Genomic DNA, 16238 nt, shown 5'->3' with positions numbered 1-16238 from the left:
TACGAAGCATGGGTAAAGCAATTCAGATCAAAAAGGCAACTGACGTCAACACCGCGTCCATCATCGGCGCAGGTCTCATTGGTGGCTGGCTCACCGCTCGCGAAACTGGCATTCGGCCACTCGGCGGTGTCGTTCTCGCTGCCGCCGGGCTGTGGGCAGGGCGCACCTGGTTGGCTAAGCAAGGCCCGGTGACCACCGCGGCGCTGACCGCCACCTACCTGGGCGCGTTCGGCGCCTCTCACCCACTGGCAAAGAAAATCGGCGCCTGGCCATCGGTGATCGCTGTGACCACCGTGGCAGCAGGCGCCGCGTGCGTGCTGTCAGATATTAAGCCTGCTCAAAAGTAGCAGTATCGATAACGAAGCGGAACTGGACGTCGCCCGCGACCACACGGTCGTAGGCGGCGTCTACGTCATTCACGCCGATCTTTTCGATGTGAGCGCCGAAGCCGTGCTCCGCGCAGAAGTCCAGCATCTCCTGGGTCTCGCGGATGCCACCGATGTTGGAGCCCGTGAGGACCTTGGATCCCATGATGAGCGAGCCGAAACCAAGCTTCTGCTGCTCAGGTGGCAAACCAACCACTGCCATGACTCCGCGAGGCTTGAGCAAACGGAGGTAAGCATCCAGGTCGATGTTCGCACTGATGGTGTTCAGGATGAAGTCGAATTCACCGCGGTGCTCCTTGAAGAAGCCCTCCTCGGTCGTCGCCAAGGTGCGCACAGCACCCAGTTCCTTGGCCTTCTCGGCCTTCTTCAGGCTGCGGGAAAGCACGGTGACGTCGGCTCCCTTAGCAGCGGCGATTTGCACGCCCATGTGGCCTAGGCCGCCGAGGCCGAGCACGGCCACCTTCTGGCCCTTCTCCACCTTCCACGCTGCCAGCGGCGAGTACGTAGTGATACCTGCACACAGCAGCGGAGCTGCAACGTCGAAGTCGAGTTCGTCTGGGATGCGGCACACGAAGTTCTCGTTCACCACGACCTTCTGGGCGTAGCCACCCTGGGTGATGGTGCCGTCCACGTCTTCGGAATTGTAGGTGCCCACGGCGCCGTTCAAGCAGTGGTTCTCGAATCCGGCCTGACACTGCTCGCACTCACCGCAAGAGTTGACCAGGCAGCCGACGCCGACGCGATCGCCGACCTGCCACTTAGTAACCTTGCTGCCCACTGCTTCGACGACACCAGCGATCTCGTGGCCGACGGTCAGCGGGAAGTGCGCCTCGCCCCACTCGTTGCGGATGGTGTGGATGTCAGAGTGGCAGATGCCAGCGGCCTTGATAGCGATGACAACATCGTCTTCGCGTGGATCGCGGCGCTGGATGGTCGCGATCTCAAATGGTGCGTCCGGGCTGGTTTTCTGTAGGACTTTGGTCTCAATACTCATGGAGGCCAGTGTAGATTCGCCTCCCTTATGCTGCATATTTGCAATTGTTTTCAACATAATCCGGGCGGACGAACTCGCAGTCGGCAGCCAAAACGCCCCCCTTCGCCAAAGGCAAAAGGGGGCGCTAGTCAAGCTGAACTCTTATCCGCGGCCAGCCTCAAAGGCCGCGCCAACGCGGTACAGACGATCATCGGCAAAGGCAGGTGCCATGATCTGCAAGCCGGTCGGCAACTGGGTATCAGAGGCCAGGCCAGCTGGGACGGACATGCCACACAGTCCGGCAAGGTTCAGCGGCAGGGTGCACAAGTCGAAGTTGTACATCGCCATCGGGTCGGAGACCTTCTCACCGAGCTTGAAAGCAGTGGTCGGAGTCGTCGGAGCAACCAGGACGTCGCACTTTTCGTATGCCTGGGCAAAGTCCTGTGCGATGAGAGTACGCACGCGCTGTGCCTGCAGGTAGTACGCGTCGTAGTAGCCGACGGACAGTGCGTAGGTGCCGAGGATGATGCGGCGCTTGACCTCAGGCCCAAAGCCTTCGGCGCGGGACAGGGCCATCACTTCGTCGGCGGAACGGGTGCCGTCGTCACCGACACGCAGGCCGTAGCGCATGCCGTCGAAACGCGCGAGGTTCGAGGAAACTTCACACGGGAGGATGAGGTAGTACGCGGCGAGGGCGTCGTCGAAGTGCGGGCAGTCAACCTCGACAACCTCGGCGCCCTGCTCCTTGAGCTGCGCGACGGAGGCATGGAAAGCCTCGAGCACGCCTGGCTGCCAGCCTTCGCGATCAAATTGCTTGACCACGCCGACGCGAACGCCCTTCAGATCTCCGGAAGCGCCTTCGCGGGCTGCTGCAACGACCGGCGCAATCGGGCGGTCCACGGAGGTGGCATCGAACTTGTCGTGTCCTGCGATCACTTCATGCAGCAGCGCGGTGTCAAGGACCGTGCGGGCGGTCGGCCCGACTTGGTCCAGAGAGGATGCGCAGGCGATGAGGCCATAACGGGAGACGGTGCCGTAGGTCGGCTTCACGCCCACGGTGTTGGTCAAAGCGGCCGGCTGACGGATGGAGCCGCCGGTGTCGGTGCCGATGCCGAGTGGTGCTTCACCAGAGGCGATGGCTGCAGAGGTACCGCCGCCGGAGCCGCCTGGGGTGCGCTCGATGTCCCACGGGTTTTTGGTAGGGCCGAATGCGGAGTTTTCGGTGGACGATCCCATAGCGAACTCGTCCATGTTGGTCTTGCCCAGGATCGGGATGCCAGCGGCGCGGATCTTGGCCGTGACGGTGGCATCGTAAGGGCTCATGTAGCCCTCGAGGATCTTCGATGCCGCGGTAGTTGGGGCATCGGTGGTGGTCAGCGCATCTTTCAATGCCAGCGGGACACCGGCGAGTGCAGACGGAATGTCTCCCGCTGCAATGCGCTTATCGACGTCCTCCGCCGCAGCCAACGCCTGCTCAGTGCCCACGTGGAGGAACGCGTGCAGATCGCCATCGATGTCGCCAATACGATCCAGGTGAGCCTGGGTAACTTCGACTGAGGACACTTCGCGCGAGTGAATCTTGTTCGCGAGGTCGGCTGCGGTCATCGAGGTCAATTCATTGGAGTTCTCGGCTCCAACCAAGTATTTGTTCATGTCCTTATTCCCCCAGGATCTGTGGGACAACGAAGCGCTGCTCGGCTGCTTCTGGTGCCTGGTCGAGTGCTTGCTCAGCGGTCAGGGTCTTTTCCACTACATCGGGGCGCATGCGCGTTTCGATGTCGTGTGGGTGGCTCATTGGCTTCACGCCTTCCGCAGCGACCTTGCCGACGGCGCTGACATTGGCGACGATGCTGTCAATCTGTTCTGCGTAGATGTCCAGTTCTTCATCGCTAAGGGCAAGCCTGGAAAGTTTTGCCAGGTGAGCGACCTCTTCGCGCGAAATTTCAGGCACGAGTGTTACTCCATTCGATTGGGCTTTGATTGCTTCTCTAAACGCTACCCGAAAAGTCTAGCTGAACTGGGTAGAGGGGGTTTAAACCGGGCTAAGTGGAACTAAATGTCAGTGACGCGCGTTATATATTGAGAAAGATGCCCCCATGAAAGGCGTAAACCGATGTCATACCTCATCCGTGTCATGATCCCCGATACTCCCGGCAGCCTCGGCCGACTAGCCGACGCTTTGGGTTCCATCGCGGGCAACATCGAATCCGTGGACATCGTGGAAGTCTCTTCTGACGGAGAAGTCACCGACGACATTGTGGTCTCGTTGCCGCAGGGCACGCTGCCAGACTCCATCATTACCGCCGCTCAAGCCCTGCCGGGAGTCATCGTCGACTCCATCCGCCCGTTCTCTGGCGTCGTTGATCGACGCGGACAGATCGAAATGCTGGCAGCCGTGGCCTCACACCACCGCAATCGGGACAAGGCGATGGCCGACTTCGTCGACGTTCTGCCCCGAACTATGACCTCAGGTTGGGCGATTGTGCTGGACAACGGAGAGGCAATGTCCCGGATCGCAGGCTCCAGCGCAGCTCCCGAGGATGACGGCACGAACCCACCGCATGCGGATGTCACGAGCGCCCGAGTTCTGCGTGAAGAAGAAACCTGGGTGCCAGAATCCTGGCGGCTTCTCGACGCCTCCCTCTGCGCCGCCCCCATCGGCGCCACCGGCATGATGCTGGTCGTCGGCCGACCTGGTGGCCCAGATTTCTTGGCCACCGAAGTCGAGCAGATCGGTGCGCTCTGCGGGATCGTCGGCGCGATCCTTAGGTAAGTTGTCCGGTCTCTAGCAGCTGCACGAACTGTGCTTCAGTGAGCACCGGCACGCCAAGCTCGCGTGCCTTGGTTTCCTTAGAACCGGCGTTTTCACCGGCGACTACGTAATCGGTTTTCTTCGACACCGATCCGGAAGCCTTGCCGCCACGGGAGACGATGGCTTCCTTGGCGGAGTCTCGGCTGAAGCCCTCCAGGGTTCCAGTGACCACGATGGTCAGGCCTTCCAGTACTTGTTCTGGGAGATCTACTACGGAGTCTTCCATAGTCACACCCGCGTTGGCCCAGGTTTCCACGATGGTGCGGTGCCACTCCACGTCGAACCAATCCTTGAACGATTGCGCAATGATGGCGCCCACGCCTTCGGTGGTGGCGAGGTCTTCAACCGTCGCCGAGCGCAGCGCAGCCATGGAGCGGTAGCGAGTAGCCAAGGCCCGGGCAGCGGTGGGGCCAACGTGTCGGATGGATAGTGCCACGAGGACTCGCCAAAGGTCAGCTTTCTTTGCTTCGGCAAGGTTTTTGAGCAGCTTCTTGCCCGAGGCATTCACTGCGCCCGCTTTGGTCACGTAGACGCTGGTCCGGGCCAGATCTTCCTCGCTGAGATTGAACAGCTCCGCTTCGTCGATAAGCACGCCCGAGCGGATGAGGTCGTGGGCGCCCTTCTCCCCCAGCGCCTCGATGTCGAAGGCGCCACGGCCGGCGAGATAGGTCAGTCGCGCGCCGAGCTGACCAGGGCAGGAACGGGTGTTGGGGCAGCGCCAGTCTGCGTCGCCTTCCTTGGATGGTGCCAACACTGCGTCGCATTCCGGGCAGTTGCTTGGGAAGACGTACTCGCGTTCGCTGCCGTCGCGCTTTTCGACGATGGGTCCAAGCACCTCAGGGATAATTTCGCCCGCCTTGCGGATGACCACGGTATCGCCGATGAGCACGCCCTTGCGTTTGACCTCACCTGGGTTGTGCAGCGTGGCCATCGAGACGGTGGATCCCGCGACGAAAACGGGTTCCATCACGGCGAACGGTGTCACGCGGCCGGTGCGTCCGACACCGACCTGGATGTCCAGCAGCTTGGTGGTGACCTCCTCAGGCGGGTACTTGTACGCGATTGCCCAGCGTGGGGCGCGTGCGGTGGCGCCGAGTGCGCGCTGGGAAGCGATGTCATCGACTTTGACAACGAGCCCGTCCATCTCGTGGACCGCGTCGTGCCGATGGTTTTCCCAGTACTTCACCTTCGCCACGACTTCATCGGCCGTCGTGACGGATTCCGTGTACTCAGAAACGGGCAACCCCCACGCCTTGAGCGCGAGGTAGGCATCGTGCTGGCTGGCCGGCGCAAAGCCTTCGAGGGCGCCGATGCCGTGGCAAATCATGCGCAGGCGACGCTTCTTCACATCCTCCGGGTTCTTCTGACGCAGCGAACCAGCGGCAGCGTTGCGAGGGTTGGCGAACGGTTTGCCACCTTCGGCCACACGAAGCGCGTTGACCTCGGAAAAGTCCTCGACCGCAATGAAGACTTCACCACGTACTTCGAGTAGCTCTGGGATCGGGTATTGCTCGCTGCTAATCAGCTGATCGGGAATGTCCTTAATGACGCGGGCATTTTCGGTGACATCCTCCCCCACCCGGCCGTCACCGCGGGTGGCGGCACGCTCAAAGCGTCCATTGCGGTAAATCAGGTCGATGGAGAGCCCGTCAATCTTGAGCTCAGTGAGGTACGTCTTTGCTGGGGTTCGGGTGAGCCAGTCGCGGAGCTCGCCTTCGTCAAAGACATTATCCAGGCTCATCATGCGCTCGAGGTGCTCGACGTTGGCGAAGCTCGAGGTCAGCTCAACGGGGGCACCAACCTCCATGGTCGGCGAATCAGGAACGGCGAGTTCCGGGTGCTCGGCCTCGAGTTGCTGCAGTTTCTGGAAGAGTTGGTCAAAATCCGCGTCCGGGATTTCCGGGGTGCCGTTGTAGTAGAGGTCGCGGTGGCGACGAACTTCTTCGGCGAGATCATTCCATTGTTTGCGCAGCTGGGCATGAATATCAGTCACGGTCACCGATTGTACTTCGAACGGTTGGGGGCACCCGTGTCCGGAGGTCGGTCTAGAGTTTTGGGCATGGATACGTTTAGCCCGCAGCGCATGCTCTCCTTCGACCTCGAGACTACTTCTGCGAATCCTTTCGAAGCTCGCATCGTCACCTCCGCGCTGGTGCGCATCCAGGGACGCGATGTAGACGCCCAGGAAATGCTTGCCGACCCGGGCGTTGAGATCCCCGAAGGCGCCCAAAAGGTGCACGGCATCACCACCGAATACGCCCGCGAGCACGGCAAACCACACGATGAGGTGCTAGATGCAACCATCGCCGCGATCCAGCAGGGGTGGAAGGACGGCCTTACCCTGATCGTCTTCAACGCTTCCTATGACCTCACTGTCCTGGGCCAGCTGCGTCCAGGGTTTGTGGTGACGGGACCGGTATTTGACCCCTTTGTCGTCGATAAGCTCAAAGATCCGTACCGCAAGGGAAAGCGCACCCTTACGGACCTATGCGCGCTTTACGACGTCAAATTAGACACGGCCCACGAGGCGACCTCCGATGCCCTGGCTGCGGCGCGCATCGCGTGGAAGCAGGTGCGCCAGTGGCCTGAGCTAGAGAAGATGCCTGTTGATGAGCTGATGGAATTCCAAGCGGTGGGCTATTACCGTGCTCAGGAGAGTTTCAAACGCTATTTGGAGGGCAAGGGTTCGGACAGTAGCGACGTCAATCTCTCCTGGCCAATGCAAAGCTAATCACCCATTCTCATTTTGATAGTGGATACTTTTCAGTGCAGGTCAGCCCACTAGATAGCCTTTCCCTATCATTAATTAATACACCCAAAACTTTAAACTCTTGCCGGGCTGCAGATTCGCGGGCATAATGGCGTTTAGTACCGAGCACATGCTCCGGTAACACACTTCAAACGAGGAGACCACACATGGCAATCATGACCGTTGGCGAGCAGTTCCCAGAGTTCAAGCTGACCGCGCTTAAGGGCGGCGACCTCCACGAGGTTAACGCTCAGTCCCCAGAGGATTACTTCGAGGAAGTTTCCCTGGACAAGTACGAGGGCAAGTGGAAGATCGTCTTCTTCTACCCTAAGGACTTCACCTTTGTTTGCCCTACCGAGATCGCTGCCTTTGGCAAGCTGAACGAAGAGTTCGACGATCGCGACACGGTCGTGCTCGGCGGTTCCACCGACAACGAGTACTCCCACTTCAACTGGCGTGCAACCCACCCAGAGCTGAAGACCGTTCCTTTCCCAATGTTCGCTGACGTGCGCCACGACCTGATCCGCGCCCTGGGTGTTGAGAACGCAGACGGCGTTGCCGACCGCGCTACCTTCATCATCGACCCAGACGGCGTTATTCAGTTCGTCTCCGTCACCCCAGACGCTGTCGGCCGCAACGTTGACGAGGTCCTGCGCGTCCTCGACGCACTGCAGTCCGAAGAGGTCTGTGCCTGCAACTGGCAGAAGAATGACCCAACCAAGAACATCGACAAGCTCGAGGTTGTCAAGGAATCCCTGAACTAGGATCCCCTCTTGCCCCGCCGTCGATCTTGGCTGCGGGGCACTCTTTTACCCAAAACTCATTTTTGAAGGATCACACATGTCTATCGATAACCTGAAGTCCGCTCTCCCTGAGTACGCCAAGGACCAGAAGCTGAACATCGGCTCCCTCACCCGCTCCACCGAGCTCAACGAGGAGCAGCTCTGGGGCTCCCTCGTTGCTGCAGCTGCCGCAACCAAGAACGACACCGTCATCTCCGAGATCGTCGACGAAGCAAAGAGCCACCTCTCTGCGGAAGCTATGGAAGCAGCCTTCGGTGCCGCCACCGTCATGGCCATGAACAACGTTGCGTACCGCTCCCGCCACATGCTGGGCGACGACTACACCAACGTCAAGATGGGCCTGCGCATGAACATCATCTCCAACCCAGGCGTGGAGAAGGCCAACTTCGAACTGTGGTCCATCACCGTTTCCGCAATGAACGGCTGCGAGGCTTGCCTCGTGTCCCACGCTGAGACCGTGAAGGCTGAAGGCCTGACCAAGGAGCAGGTCTGGGAAGCAGTCAAGATCGGCGCTGTTGTCAACGCAGTGGCACAGTCTGTTCAGATCGAGGCTTCTCGCTAGTTTTACTCTTTACCTAAAAACTCACCGCACCACATGCGGTGAGTTTTTACTATTTGTGGCTCCAGGGTAATCCCTGATCATTTCATTCAATTGATATGCCGAGCGACGTGCAAGTATTTATCCTGATGGTATGAAACTAAGAGTCTTCACTTTGTTGGCCGTGCTCCCACTGTCCTCATGTGGGACTGCTGAGGTAGCTCCTCCGCAAGAGACTGTGGTCGTCGTCGAAACCATTTCATCGACCATTCCATCTGAGGCTTCCTCACTTGCCACAACGGTTGCAGAAACTACACCGAGCCCAGAAACAAGCAAGCATGCAATCAAGGCAGGACAAGTGGGTGGTGATTGCGGTATCTCCGCCCAAGGAGATCAGATTCATGCCTACCCGCAAACGTCGTGTGAATTCGCCGCTGCCATGTACGATGCCGCCATCACCCTGACATATCAAAATAAGAAAGGCGCTAGCGGCAATTTCGCTTATTCCGCCGATACTACTGTGAACAGCCCAGTTACGGGCCAGCCTTACGCACTTCGCTGCTATTTAGGCTCGGACCAGAGAGGGCTGATATGCGCGAAAGTGGATTCACAAAACACTGTGGGCGCCACGTTCCACTCGACAAACCCAAGCTCTTCCTGGGCACATCGGGTGACACTAGTCGACTAAGAAAAGCTACTCCACCACTTCAGCCGAACTCGAAATCCGGGTGAACGCCGAAGGTCCTTCCCGCATCTAACGAGTGCTGCCATGCACTCAGATGCCGAAAGGACCTTCGTTGCTACCGATGAGGAGCTACTTCACAGGGCTCAATTCACAGCGAAGAAGCGCTTATCACCGAGGAAGCCTGGCGATACTGCAAGGGTGCCCTTCTCCACGTCAGCAGCAGGAACCTCGAACGGGATATTACCTGTCGCGGAGGCACCGTTATACATTGTGTTTACGGATTCCAACTCATTAGGAGCCATGAGGAAGGTATCAGTCCAGGAGATGCTGTTACCCGAGGTGGTTACGTATTCCACCATAGGAATCAGGTACTCGCCCTCAGGCTTGCTGCCCTTGTACTTGTAGGTCAAGTTGGCCATGATTTGAACATTGCCTGGCTTCGGATCGTCATTGAATTCGTTTTCAGCCTTGATCTTGGCAGCAGCGTTCAGATCGACGGAATTCACCGTCACTATCCAATCCTTGTTCTCAATGGTAGAACCGACCGGCAGCGGGTTCTCGCGGGATAGACCCTTTTCATCCTTGCCACCCACAATCCCCTTGGGATCATTTTTGGATCCACCGTTCGAGACCACGGTTTCGCCACCCGTGAGTTCGTCGTCGAAGTCTTTGGCCACAAAGAACACAGCCATGGCACCGGCGACCATGGTGCCGACCACCGAAATAACAATGGCTGCAATCGCCGCCGCTTTTCCTTGATTCTTCATGAACAGCGCAACAATGCCCATGATGAAAGCGATCGGTAGTGCGATCCAACCTAGTGCCATCACTGCCTTGATGCAGGCCAAGACGGTGCCAAGCACGGCAAGGACCAACGCGATGATGCCTAAGATGTTGGGCTTCTTTGGCCCCTGGTTCATTTGTGGCATCTGTTGCTGGGCAAATTGAGGCTGGTACTGCTGCTGGAACTCAGGTTGTCCGCCGGCCTGGAAACCTGGTTGGCCCTGAGGAGGCGGAGGGGTCTGCTGATATGACTGTTGTTGATACGGCTGTTGTTGGTAAGGCTGTTGTTGGTAAGGCTGCTGCTGTGGCTGCGATTCAGGAGCTGCCTGCGATTCAGGAGCTGCCTGCGGCTCTGGCGCCCCTGGGAATGCTGGCCATTCCGGCTTGTTTGGCTGGTTCTGGTTTCCCGAAGGCTCGAAAGGGTTCGTCACAAGAATCTCCAATGTTGGCAACAGTCAGCTACAACTATTTACCTAACCACTAGACAACGATGCTCGCGGGAAAACACCCCCGTTTTAGCTGAAAAACTGTTCAGAAACAGAAAACTCGATCAGGAGAACTCACACCCGATCGAGTCGCGCTACGCGAAGGACTATTTCGCAGGGATCTTCACGTCAGCTACATCCTTGCCGTTGGCATCGTCCAGGCTGATTTCCCAATTGCCCGCTTCGAGCTCCGCATCATCGACGCGCGTATTTGGGTGCTGATCTTGTGCCTGTTTAATGGCATCTTCGATTGTGACGGTAGCATCTTGTGCTTCCTTTGCATCGGCGGCATCCTTTTCGCGTTCCTTCTCGGTTGCCTCGCCCTGTGCCGGAACGTTGTATTCGATGACTTCTTCACCAACGGCCACGTCGATGCTGTAGATTTCACTGTCATCCTGGCGGTCGATTCCCGATATCTTACCGTCGGGGTTTACGCCCTGCACCGCCTGGATTGCAGCCAAGACAGGGTCTGGGCCCTCGGCTGGAGTTGGCGTTCGCTGCTCGGACACTTCCTTCTGGACGGTTTCCTTGATTTCGGAAGCCTTGGAGGATGCCTTGTCCGAAGTCTCGTTTGCGGTCTGCTCGGCCTGGGAGCAGGAACCCAGCAGCAGGCCCGTGCCGGCAATGAGTGTAATTGCAGAGATCTTAATCGTAGACATGTACTACTCCTTCAGCTCTTTCGAATGAATGGAGTTTCCACGCTAGTTAAATTCAGGTTAACTCGCTTATAGATTCCCAGCGTCTCGGGCCAAAATGTCCGAAACGTTACGCGCAAAGGCCAAAGCCGCACCAGCGTCCGCCAGCGCCAGTTTTTCAAGCTGAACTGGGTAAACGTCAATTGATTGTAATTGCAATCGATCCAGCCCAAGCTCATCCCACAGCTTTGCTAACGAAACAGCAACAGCTCGGGGACGCTCGCCAAGTTCGTCAATTCTGTCGGGTTTGATGCCCAAGCCGACCTCCACACCGCTGGACACCAAGGCACCAAAACCGTCCAAGTTCTCGGTCCCAATGATGTGCTCGCGATCCAGGAAGACCTTGGGTGCTCGAAGCTGCCACAGTGGTTCCTCGAGATGCAAGATGTCGCAGTCCAATAGTTCCGGTTCTGGGATTGCCGGAAAGGTTTCCCATTGGGTGGCGCCCTTTAGTTCACCTCGCATGACCGGACCAAGTAATGGCTCGTCCACTTGGGTGAGCACGTCGCAGGAAAAGCGCTTACGTACATCTGCGACGTGCTCAGAAAGTCCAAAAGCCAATCCTTCTCGAATGTCTTTCATGGCACCGCGATCAGAGATGGCCCGATGCCCATTTGCTAGCTCGAGCGAAGCGGCCAACGTCCAAGGACCAATAGCTTGCACCTTCAACTGTTCGACGGAGGTGCCCCACACTGATTCGCACAGGTCAAGATCCTCTTCGAGGCGATCCCAAACCCGGCGCGTCACTAATTGTGGTCGATTGACCAACTGCCAAGCTCGGGGGCCAGCCTCCACGTTGAATGGCAAGAGTCCAGCAGTTCGACCAATCGGGTCAGATCCTAGGCCACGGGCGGGCAGAATCGGAAGGGGTAGCACCTGGCATTCACCGGCGAGGACATCGGCCGCGTCGATAAGCGAGGTGCCCGGCATCGGTCCTAGCGCGTGGTGCATGTGATCGTCCCTGAGCCGAGCACAATGTCGCCGTCTGCGTCAGCCAGGTAGAGGACTGCGGCTTGGCCACGCGCGACGCCGTCGAGGGGTTCGTGGAGTTCGAGCCGCATGCGGTCTTCGAGGATGTGCGCCGTGCATGGCACGACTTCGCCGTGGGCGCGGACCTGCACCTGGCATTCAATGGTGCCGGTCATGGCAGGGTGCAAGACCTTCAGTCGGTCGGCCTCGATGGTGCGCACGGCCAAGTCTGCGCGGGAACCCACGGTGACCTCGCCGGTGGCAGCGTTGATGTCGGTGACATAGCGGGGCTTGCCATCGGCTGCGGGCTGCTTGATGTCCAGCCCCTTACGCTGGCCAATGGTGAACTCGTGCACACCCTGGTGTTCCTTGAGCACCGTGCCGTCTTGGTCCTTGATCAGGCCCGGCCGCATACCGATGTGCTTGCCCAGGAAGGCCTGAGTGTTGCCATCGGGAATGAAACAGATATCGTAGGAGTCCGGCTTCTTGGCCACCGAAAAACCATGCTTGGCGGCCTCTTCGCGGATCTGCGGCTTTGGAGTGTCCCCGACCGGGAACATGCAGTGGTCCAGCTCTTCGCGAGTGAGCACGCCGAGGACGTAGGACTGGTCCTTTTGTGGATCATCGCCGCGACGCAGGTGCCCGTCGATGATCTTGGCATAATGGCCCGTGGCGACGGCATCGAAGCCGAGAGCCATCGCGCGCTCCAGCAAGGCGCGGAACTTGATCTTCTCGTTGCAGCGCAGGCAGGGATTCGGGGTTTCGCCGGCTTCGTAAGACTGGATGAAGTCATCGATCACGTCTTCCTTGAAGCGATCCGAGAAGTCCCACACATAAAACGGGATGCCAAGCTTGTCGCAGACGCGACGCGCATCGGCGGAGTCTTCGAGCGAACAGCAGCCACGAGCTGACTCGCGGACTGCTTGCGGGTCGCGGGAAAGCGCCAAGTGCACGCCGACGACATCGTGACCGGCCTCCACGGCGCGGGCGGCCGCCACCGCGCTATCGACGCCACCACTCATTGCTGCAAGAACTCGCATGTTTTCCCCTTTCAGGTGGACTAGCTTAGTCGAAGGTAGCCTGGGGACATGAATGTCCACTACCGGCTGGTTTTCGACGACTATGTGCTCGAGCGTTGCGGCTCGCACGTGCGCATCACGCGCGGTGGCAAGAATTGGTATTGGTATAACGGCTCGGTGACGTGGCGGTTCGATGAGGATCTACCGCTCGCCCAACCGGGCTTTCGTCTCCCCTCCTGGGAAGGCATCACTCTCCTGGCGATGGACGATGACGACTTCTACGAAGAGCTCGGCGAACACACCTCGAAGGAGACCGAATTCCTCGGCCGCCTCGCGCTGGAGCTAGTCATGGAGCCCCGCGTGTCTGTCATCGTGGACAAAGAGACCGGGGTGCGGCTGGGGCTGCGGTCACCGCGGGCCTCGCTCTTATCGACGTCCTTCGAACTCCTTCCCGGTTCTTTGAATGCCACGTGGACCGGGCCAACCAGAAAGATCATGTTGCCCGCGGAATTCGAGGGACGGGTCGTCAATACGCTGCCCGCCTTGGACACCGAGCTGCGGGTGATCACCAACCGGCACGAGCTGCAGGGCGAGCTTGAAGAGTATCGGGTAGGAAATCGCGTGCCACTCGCGCTGCAATTCTCCACGGGCCAGGCTTGGCACCCGCAATGCGAGCAGACCGTTCGCGGCTGGGTGCATATTGATAGCGGTGAACCGAACCCCAACTGGCACGGCTTGCTGATCAGCAGAGGCTGGACCGCGACCTACTCCACCAACGAACCGCGACGCGGGGATCAGGAACTGACCGGATTCTTCTATGACCGCGACAATCTCCATTGCCCAGTTACTTACGTGGAGATCACGGCGATCCATGCAGTCCTGTCGCATGCAGATTCTGAAGAGCAGCACTACCTTCCGGTAGCCGATGCCTCTGCAGTCCCTACGGCGGGTGGGTGGAAGGCGGAGGAATTCATCATTGATGGGTTCAGCGTCGATCCCCCGCCTCTGGTGCAGTGGCAGCCAGGCTACGGGTACATGCTGGCCGACGATGAGGTGCTATGGGCAGCATGCGTCGACATTCCAGCTGTTGACGCCTATTCCTTGGAGACGGGCGAATTGCTGCGGCGGGTGCACGTCCCCGCGCCACTGGATCAGCATCGGAGACTCAAAGAAGATCCCTCGCGGGGCGTTGTCATGGCCTTCGGAGATCAGAGCTATGTGCTTCACTCCGGGGAGACTTTTTCTGTTTCTCCCAAGAAGCAGACGTCAGACCCGATGCTCACGGAGTTTGATGACGGGATCGCGATGTACAACCGCATGGATCCTGTCACCGACACCGACCAGATGATGCTTGTTATCGCCGGCGTAGGCGAAGTTCCGCTCACCTCCCCTGAGCCCGTTCCCGTAGGAATCAGCAACTTCATCCGAATTGATGCATTTTGGTTTGCGGGCCTCATCGTCACGATTGTGGGTGATCAGGTGCGGTTTTTCACTGCGGAGGGCTCAGAAACTACTCCGCTTGCCGGAATCGATTGGGTGAACGCCCAGCGGTTCCAGAGCGTCATCATGGAGTGTGTGGAAGACAACTCCCGCTTCTTTGATCCTGCGGACGGCTCGCTCATTACTTCGTTTGAGGGATCCATCGAAAGGATCATGCGCGGTGCACCCGAACACCTTGTTGTGCTCGCCGATCAGAAGATCTGGCAGTGGCGACCGACCAGCGATTGGACCTTTGTGGAGGCATCTTTTGAATAAGGCAGATGTGGCTCGCTTGTATGCCCGGGCCGAATATGTGACGTACCAAGTCACCGTCGAGGTCACCGGCACACCACCTGGCCCTCCGGAACAATTTATGTTCTTTGGCCCCGCCGTTCTTTTTAACCCCGACTTGAACGGGACCACCATCAGCCGATCGGATGATCGCGGATTGCTCACCGTCACCCGCGGCGACAAGCCACTGGTTATCCGAAACCGGGAGTCGATGTGGGTCTTTGGGCGCACCGGGGCCGAAGACATCCCAGGCCACTACCCCTCGGGCACCTTGGTGTCCTCGGTAGACCCGAACCCTTTCCTGGGGCCGATTCGACTCAAAAAATTCGATCTGCTCGGTAAAGGCAGCGTAATCGGGCGCCCTACATGGCGACTCATAGACGAACACCTCCACATTGATATTGATCAGGAATACGGCATCGTCTTGGCCGCCGAATACCCCGACTTCCGCATCGCGGCCACCTCTATTACGATCCTCGATTCCCTCGACGCCACCTGGGACGGCCCCACCGTCCCCCGCGATGACCTCGGCAATGTCATCAGCCCCAAACCTGCGCCCACGCTTCCCGGCGCGATCGACCACCTGCCACCGCTTGCCGACGGCCGACTCCGCATCCACGTGACAAAGGCGGCACTCGAGTATCACAAGGTCGATTGGGCAGTCGGCGATGTCACCGCGATGCCGCTGAGATTCCATACTTCTTCCAGCCCGATCCAAGGGTTGGAGTGCGAAGTGAGATGCCAGGTCCGTCATGATGGGCGGCCTCCGGTCGTCGAGAAGCAGGAAGCGTGGTGGCAGGGGTTGGCGCTTGGCGACGGCTGGTGCGCACAGCTCATCTCAGACAGTCCGATATCTGGTGATGTCACCCTCGCGGGGTATTTCAAGTGGTGGGCCTATGACTTTGACCGCACGAGCACCTGGCTGCGGATCGAGTCCTTGTATGCGGTCGTGTCGGATGAGAATGACGTGGTGTTGCAGCAGCTTTCTAGGGCCGAGAATGAGTTCAACGATTACTCCCCCAACGGCTGGGAAACGAAGGGATACATCGTGGATGCAACTCCGGTTCCCTTGTCTGAGGCTCCGGTTCCGGAACAGGTTGTCCTGGCGGGGCATGTGGCAGCGGATGAGAAGTATCTTTGGATCGCTGCCGTCGGGTTCCCGCTGGTTGAGGCCTACGATGCACGTACCGGCGAGTTCAGCCATCGGGTTTCTTTGGCTGCTCCAATTGGCCGTGATCCGCTGCTGAAGTTGGCCTCTGAAAACCAGGTGGTGGCTGTGATCAACGGAGAGGTATTCCCGCTGGGCGAGGCTCCGGTGGCGTTAGCAAATTCAGCGATTGACCGCTTCATCGAGCCTTACCGCGGAGTGTCGGTGAAACACGACTTTGGGTCGGTGGAGTTTTGGGTCGATGAGCTGCTGACTTCTTTTGAGCGAACAGGCGCGCAGCGGATCTTCGACGCCACCCCTGAGCGCATCCGGATGCTCACTACTGGGCAGCTGCATCAGTGGACGCCGGAAACCGGTTGGACCTCGATGGCGCTGACAGGCGGCCAATTCGTTTTGTAGACAC

At 58.8% G+C, this 16238-nt stretch carries 15 protein-coding genes; 7 read left to right on the top strand and 8 right to left on the bottom strand.

Features of this window, described 5'->3' with window-relative positions:
* Positions 1 to 8: 8 nt before the first annotated feature.
* A complete protein-coding gene (locus CKALI_RS04660) occupies positions 9 to 347 on the top strand; it encodes a hypothetical protein (RefSeq protein WP_156192205.1) in 339 nt (112 codons plus the stop codon).
* Here the strand turns inward: CKALI_RS04660 and CKALI_RS04655 are convergent.
* The 3 genes from CKALI_RS04655 to gatC form a co-directional block, all read right to left on the bottom strand.
* Complete coding sequence (locus CKALI_RS04655; RefSeq protein ID WP_156192204.1) at positions 328 to 1380, bottom strand: NAD(P)-dependent alcohol dehydrogenase; 1053 nt, start codon at positions 1378 to 1380, stop codon at positions 328 to 330. The two genes, CKALI_RS04660 and CKALI_RS04655, sit on opposite strands and share 20 nt — an antisense overlap.
* Positions 1381 to 1521: 141 nt before the next feature.
* Positions 1522 to 3012, bottom strand: coding sequence for an Asp-tRNA(Asn)/Glu-tRNA(Gln) amidotransferase subunit GatA (gatA, locus tag CKALI_RS04650; RefSeq protein WP_156192201.1), 1491 nt, complete (start codon positions 3010 to 3012; stop codon positions 1522 to 1524).
* A gap of 4 nt (positions 3013 to 3016) precedes the next feature.
* Positions 3017 to 3310, bottom strand: a complete 294-nt coding sequence (gene gatC, locus CKALI_RS04645) for an Asp-tRNA(Asn)/Glu-tRNA(Gln) amidotransferase subunit GatC (RefSeq protein WP_156192198.1) — start codon at positions 3308 to 3310, stop codon at positions 3017 to 3019.
* A 162-nt stretch (positions 3311 to 3472) separates the two neighbouring features.
* Here gatC and CKALI_RS04640 point away from each other — a divergent pair, with 162 nt between their 5' ends.
* On the top strand, positions 3473 to 4132 hold the full coding sequence (locus CKALI_RS04640) for an ACT domain-containing protein (protein WP_156192196.1): 660 nt from the start codon (positions 3473 to 3475) through the stop codon (positions 4130 to 4132).
* On the opposite strand, the gene ligA is transcribed toward CKALI_RS04640, so the two are convergent.
* The gene (gene ligA, locus CKALI_RS04635) at positions 4125 to 6164 is read right to left on the bottom strand and encodes an NAD-dependent DNA ligase LigA (protein ID WP_156192193.1); all 2040 of its coding nucleotides are present in this window, start codon (positions 6162 to 6164) and stop codon (positions 4125 to 4127) included. The genes CKALI_RS04640 and ligA overlap by 8 nt on opposite strands.
* A 66-nt stretch (positions 6165 to 6230) precedes the next feature.
* Here ligA and CKALI_RS04630 point away from each other — a divergent pair, with 66 nt between their 5' ends.
* The 3 genes from CKALI_RS04630 (at position 6231) to CKALI_RS04620 (ending at position 8285) form a co-directional block, all read left to right on the top strand.
* The gene (locus tag CKALI_RS04630) at positions 6231 to 6902 is read left to right on the top strand and encodes a 3'-5' exonuclease (protein ID WP_156192191.1); all 672 of its coding nucleotides are present in this window, start codon (positions 6231 to 6233) and stop codon (positions 6900 to 6902) included.
* A gap of 185 nt (positions 6903 to 7087) precedes the next feature.
* Entirely contained in the window at positions 7088 to 7684 is a 597-nt protein-coding gene (locus CKALI_RS04625) for a peroxiredoxin (protein ID WP_156192190.1), read from the top strand.
* 76 nt (positions 7685 to 7760) lie between these two features.
* Positions 7761 to 8285 carry a carboxymuconolactone decarboxylase family protein gene (locus CKALI_RS04620; RefSeq protein ID WP_156192189.1) on the top strand — a complete coding sequence of 175 codons (525 nt, stop codon included), beginning with the start codon at positions 7761 to 7763 and terminating at the stop codon, positions 8283 to 8285.
* Positions 8286 to 9089: 804 nt separating this feature from the next.
* Here the strand turns inward: CKALI_RS04620 and CKALI_RS04615 are convergent.
* From CKALI_RS04615 to mnmA, 4 genes are all read right to left on the bottom strand, one after another.
* Positions 9090 to 10160 carry a hypothetical protein gene (locus tag CKALI_RS04615; protein ID WP_156192188.1) on the bottom strand — a complete coding sequence of 357 codons (1071 nt, stop codon included), beginning with the start codon at positions 10158 to 10160 and terminating at the stop codon, positions 9090 to 9092.
* A 161-nt stretch (positions 10161 to 10321) separates the two neighbouring features.
* Positions 10322 to 10873, bottom strand: coding sequence for a hypothetical protein (locus tag CKALI_RS04610; protein WP_156192187.1), 552 nt, complete (start codon positions 10871 to 10873; stop codon positions 10322 to 10324).
* 66 nt (positions 10874 to 10939) lie between these two features.
* Positions 10940 to 11860: a uroporphyrinogen decarboxylase/cobalamine-independent methonine synthase family protein gene (locus CKALI_RS04605; RefSeq protein WP_156192186.1), complete on the bottom strand. Its 921-nt coding sequence runs from the start codon at positions 11858 to 11860 to the stop codon at positions 10940 to 10942.
* Positions 11845 to 12918 (bottom strand): tRNA 2-thiouridine(34) synthase MnmA, encoded by a 1074-nt coding sequence (mnmA, locus tag CKALI_RS04600; protein WP_156192185.1) that lies wholly within the window; start codon positions 12916 to 12918, stop codon positions 11845 to 11847. Before mnmA ends, CKALI_RS04605 begins: the two co-directional genes overlap by 16 nt.
* 48 nt (positions 12919 to 12966) lie before the next feature.
* Here mnmA and CKALI_RS04595 point away from each other — a divergent pair, with 48 nt between their 5' ends.
* Positions 12967 to 14652 (top strand): hypothetical protein, encoded by a 1686-nt coding sequence (locus CKALI_RS04595; protein WP_156192183.1) that lies wholly within the window; start codon positions 12967 to 12969, stop codon positions 14650 to 14652.
* Complete coding sequence (locus tag CKALI_RS04590; RefSeq protein ID WP_156192181.1) at positions 14645 to 16234, top strand: hypothetical protein; 1590 nt, start codon at positions 14645 to 14647, stop codon at positions 16232 to 16234. The genes CKALI_RS04595 and CKALI_RS04590 overlap by 8 nt, the downstream gene beginning before the upstream one ends.
* Positions 16235 to 16238 lie beyond the last annotated feature (4 nt).

It is taken from the genome of Corynebacterium kalinowskii, from assembly GCF_009734385.1.
Classification (GTDB): Bacteria; Actinomycetota; Actinomycetes; order Mycobacteriales; family Mycobacteriaceae; genus Corynebacterium; species Corynebacterium kalinowskii.
Note: the sequence above shows the minus strand (reverse complement) of the source record. Positions and strands in the feature narration are given on the sequence as shown.

Bases quoted from the DNA above. Each gene is read 5' to 3' on its own strand.
- CKALI_RS04620 (WP_156192189.1), top strand. From the start codon at position 7,761: ATGTCTATCGATAACCTGAAGTCCGCTCTCCCTGAGTACGCCAAGGAC.
- mnmA (WP_156192185.1), bottom strand. From the start codon at position 12,918: ATGCGAGTTCTTGCAGCAATGAGTGGTGGCGTCGATAGCGCGGTGGCG.
- CKALI_RS04655 (WP_156192204.1), bottom strand. From the start codon at position 1,380: ATGAGTATTGAGACCAAAGTCCTACAGAAAACCAGCCCGGACGCACCA.
- CKALI_RS04605 (WP_156192186.1), bottom strand. From the start codon at position 11,860: ATGCACCACGCGCTAGGACCGATGCCGGGCACCTCGCTTATCGACGCG.
- CKALI_RS04595 (WP_156192183.1), top strand. From the start codon at position 12,967: ATGAATGTCCACTACCGGCTGGTTTTCGACGACTATGTGCTCGAGCGT.
- CKALI_RS04640 (WP_156192196.1), top strand. From the start codon at position 3,473: ATGTCATACCTCATCCGTGTCATGATCCCCGATACTCCCGGCAGCCTC.
- CKALI_RS04660 (WP_156192205.1), top strand. From the start codon at position 9: ATGGGTAAAGCAATTCAGATCAAAAAGGCAACTGACGTCAACACCGCG.
- CKALI_RS04610 (WP_156192187.1), bottom strand. From the start codon at position 10,873: ATGTCTACGATTAAGATCTCTGCAATTACACTCATTGCCGGCACGGGC.
- CKALI_RS04625 (WP_156192190.1), top strand. From the start codon at position 7,088: ATGGCAATCATGACCGTTGGCGAGCAGTTCCCAGAGTTCAAGCTGACC.
- CKALI_RS04630 (WP_156192191.1), top strand. From the start codon at position 6,231: ATGGATACGTTTAGCCCGCAGCGCATGCTCTCCTTCGACCTCGAGACT.
- gatA (WP_156192201.1), bottom strand. From the start codon at position 3,012: ATGAACAAATACTTGGTTGGAGCCGAGAACTCCAATGAATTGACCTCG.